The 1,484-nt window shown below is 48.3% G+C and carries 1 protein-coding gene and 1 pseudogene; one reads left to right on the top strand and one right to left on the bottom strand.

Going from position 1 to position 1,484, the window contains the following annotated elements; genetic code table 11:
• Positions 1–155 precede the first annotated feature (155 nt).
• A pseudogene (locus tag FE839_RS24450) lies at positions 156–509 on the top strand (helix-turn-helix domain-containing protein); the annotation flags it as partial.
• A 58-nt stretch (positions 510–567) separates the two neighbouring features.
• Here FE839_RS24450 and FE839_RS24455 read toward each other — a convergent pair.
• Positions 568–1,484, bottom strand: a 917-nt coding sequence (locus FE839_RS24455) for an IS481 family transposase (RefSeq protein ID WP_206665987.1), incomplete at its 5' end; no start/stop codon positions are given.

Raw genomic sequence — 1,484 nt, forward strand, 5'->3', positions numbered from 1 at the left:
GGCATGTAGGTAGTTGAAACAGAATATTAGTTAATACTATCAATATGATAGTGTGTATTAGTCGCGACTTGATCTGACACATGGCCTTGAAAGGTTGAGAGTTACCGGTTTTGATATGGGTGTCGAATCCTTATACAAAACACGAGGTAACTCTCATGCTTCATACTACCAATCCCGTTATCAAACACAAAGCCGGTTTGCTCAATCTGGCTGAAGAACTCAGCAACGTGTCGAAGGCCTGCAAAATCATGGGCGTCTCCCGCGATACGTTTTATCGTTATCGTGAGCTGGCCGATAAAGGTGGCGTGGATGCGTTGATAAATCGTAGCCGTCGCGCTCCTAACCTTAAAAACCGAACCGATGAGGCCACTGAGCGGGCTGTTGTTGATTATGCTGTGGCATTCCCGGCTCACGGCCAGCACAGGAGCAGTAACGAGCTGCGTAAACAGGGCATTTTTATCTCCGGCAGTGGTGTCCGTTCTGTCTGGTTACGTCATAACCTTGAGAACTGTAWWARCTCAGACCTGATCTGACAGTTACCGGTTATTTATACAGGTATCTGTCAGATTACATCTGGCTTAAATTTTTCTCAGCCCAGATGCGTTTTCCATCAAGTAACGTTTCTATTGGCGTCCGGCCGCAACACATTTTCCCCTGATGGGTTCGCTCATTATTATAGTGAGCCAGCCATTCATCAAGATCCGATTGTAATGCTTCAAGATCGCCATATAACTTTTTGCGGAACGTCACCTGATAAAACTCGTTCAGTATCGTTTTATGGAACCGCTCGCAGATGCCGTTGGTCTGCGGTGACATTGCCTTCGTTTTCGTATGCTCAATGTCATTTATCGCCAGATAAAGCTGGTAATCATGCTGCTCCACTTTGCCGCAGAACTCAGTGCCTCTGTCGGTCAGTATCCTCAACATCGGCAGACCCTGATACTCATAAAATGGCAGCACACGATCATTCAGTAAATCAGCCGCTGTAATCGGTGTTTTAGTGACGTAGAGCTTGCAGTGAGCCACTTTCGAGTATGTATCAACGAATGTCTGCTGATAGATACGCCCGACGCCTTTCAGGTTGCCCACATAGAACGTGTCCTGTGAACCCAGATAACCCGGATGAGCGGTTTCAATCTCACCACAGGCTTCGTCATCACTGGCTTTACGCTCCAGTGCGGCGATCTGGCTGTCAGTCAGTTCAATGCCATCGCGGGCCACTTTCTCTTCCAGTGCTTTCAGGCGTTTTTTGAAGTTCTCAAGGTTATGACGTAACCAGACAGAACGGACACCACTGCCGGAGATAAAAATGCCCTGTTTACGCAGCTCGTTACTGCTCCTGTGCTGGCCGTGAGCCGGGAATGCCACAGCATAATCAACAACAGCCCGCTCAGTGGCCTCATCGGTTCGGTTTTTAAGGTTAGGAGCGCGACGGCTACGATTTATCAACGCATCCACGCCACCTTTATCGGCCAGCTCACGAT

This window comes from Klebsiella indica (genome assembly GCF_005860775.1).
Lineage (GTDB): Bacteria > Pseudomonadota > Gammaproteobacteria > Enterobacterales > Enterobacteriaceae > Klebsiella > Klebsiella indica.